The following is a 1872-nucleotide window of genomic DNA, read 5'->3' as shown; positions in this document are numbered from 1 at the left end:
CTCGGACTCGGGGAGGTTGAGGGTGGGGTTTTCGTCGAAGAAGCCGTGGGGTTCGATCATGAAGCCGATGTTTTGGCGGGGCATGACGGGCCAGTCTTCGAGGCGCACGACGTGGTGCATTCCGAAGGTGTACCAGACGACGAGATCCTGGTCGACGATGTTCCGGTCGGCGAGGGTCCACGTGGGCAGGCCATCGCCGCCGGTGCTCTGGTTCGGGAACTCGCCAGCCGGAAAACGCTCGGCCCGGTCGTAAGCGGTCACCCACAGGTTGTTGCGAGCAAACTGAGCGCGCTGACTCACGTGGGAACGCTCGTCGGCGGCCAGGGTGATCGCATTCGTGGGGATGAGGCGGTAGGCCACCGGCTCGTTGACCAGGTTCTTGCTGTCGCGGTTGGCGACCTTCCAGAAGCGGTGCTTGGAGCTGTCGGCCTTGCGGATTGCCGCCTGCTCGGTTTCGAGCAGTCGATCAACCGCACGGAACGCGGTGAGGGTGGGGTTGTCGGCCGGGATCTCGGTGTCGACCTCGTAGACGGAGTTCAGCGGACCGTCAAGCTCAAAGTCCATCCGCACGTTGAAGAGGTGCTGGTGGATGGGGCCGTAGAGGCCGTCGTTGTTGAGCGCCTGGCCGTATGGGGTCTTTTCGCCCGGGTTCTGGGCGGCCGTCGACAGAATTCCCGTGGCCTTGACCAAAAACTCGATGCTGCCGTCAAGAAAGAGGTGCCAGTAGAACGCGTACTCGTAGTTGGCGACTGTCGCGATGAAGGAGATCACGAGTTTGCGGCTGCGTCGAACTTCGGCAGTACCTTCGCGGAAGTCGAAATGCTTCCACATGATGCTGTCGTCTTCTTCGTGCATGCAGATGGCGTTTTCGATGGTCATCGGGTTGCCGTGGCTGTCGGTCGTGATGCCATCGAAGTACTTGATCTCACCCAGGCAGTCGCAGCCGAGCTTGAGCGAGTTAGCCATGTTGCCGATGTTGTATTCGCCGGAGTCGAAGGCATTCTTCTTGGCCTGCACGGGAGCCGGGTCGCCGTAGGGAACGACCATCTCTGCCAGGGACGCGCGGTTGATGACGGATCGGTCCGTGCCCTTGTTGCGGAACTTGAGCTGGTGCAGCACCAGGCCCTCACGCGGTGTGAAACCCACGCGGAAGGACCAGTCGGCCCACCGCACATGGTTACCCGTCACCGTGAAGGACGCACCTTCGGGCTGGGTGATGGAAATGGGCTTGAGGTCGGTGCGAGCCGGCCCGACATACTTGGGCAGGTAGTTGCCGGCAGCCGAGGGCACCGGGATAGCTTCGGCGTCTTCAACCTTGGCGACCGTGCCGGAGGTGAGGTCGTAGATGACGACGAAGTTCTCGATCGGGTGGGCATAGGGGCTGTCGTCAGGATCCTGCCGAACGAAGACGAGAGCGCGCATCAGGCGTCGACCTTCAGCGTCTTCTCCGAACCAGCCAACCGACCACGGCTCAAAGCAGACCAGGTCCAGGTTGGTGATGCCGCGGGCAGTCAACGCCTCGACAACGCGCGGGTCCTTCTTGCAGTTGATCTCGCACTCGGCGAACTCGTCCAGCATGAACGGCGGCTGCACGCCCGATGCCAACTGGGTCCACGTCGTGACGATGCCGGAATCGAGGTTGATGATCGCTTCGAACGCGTCGCCCGTGGCCCGGTCGATGAGCACCGAATCAGCCTCACGCTCGGTCTCCGTGCCGGCCCGCAGAGCATGCTTGGACGGTTCCCGCAGCTCAACACTGATGAAGCGGAACGTCTCAGCCGCCGCCGGCCCATTCTTGAGAATGGCGACCGCGCGAGAAATCTCGGCACGGGACAACGGATCAAGCGGGTGCGCCCCGACAACAATTTCAGT

Annotated in this window: 1 protein-coding gene; it reads right to left on the bottom strand. The window is 62.3% G+C overall.

Annotated features, from left to right (window positions below; genetic code table 11):
- Positions 1–1866: primary-amine oxidase (locus E3O25_RS12315; protein ID WP_134361285.1), on the bottom strand; the 1866-nt coding region annotated here is incomplete at its 3' end.
- Positions 1867–1872: the final 6 nt, after the last annotated feature.

It is taken from the genome of Cryobacterium sp. TMT1-3 (genome assembly GCF_004402315.1).
In the GTDB taxonomy this organism is placed as follows: domain Bacteria; phylum Actinomycetota; class Actinomycetes; order Actinomycetales; family Microbacteriaceae; genus Cryobacterium; species Cryobacterium luteum.
Note: the sequence above shows the minus strand (reverse complement) of the source record. Positions and strands in the feature narration are given on the sequence as shown.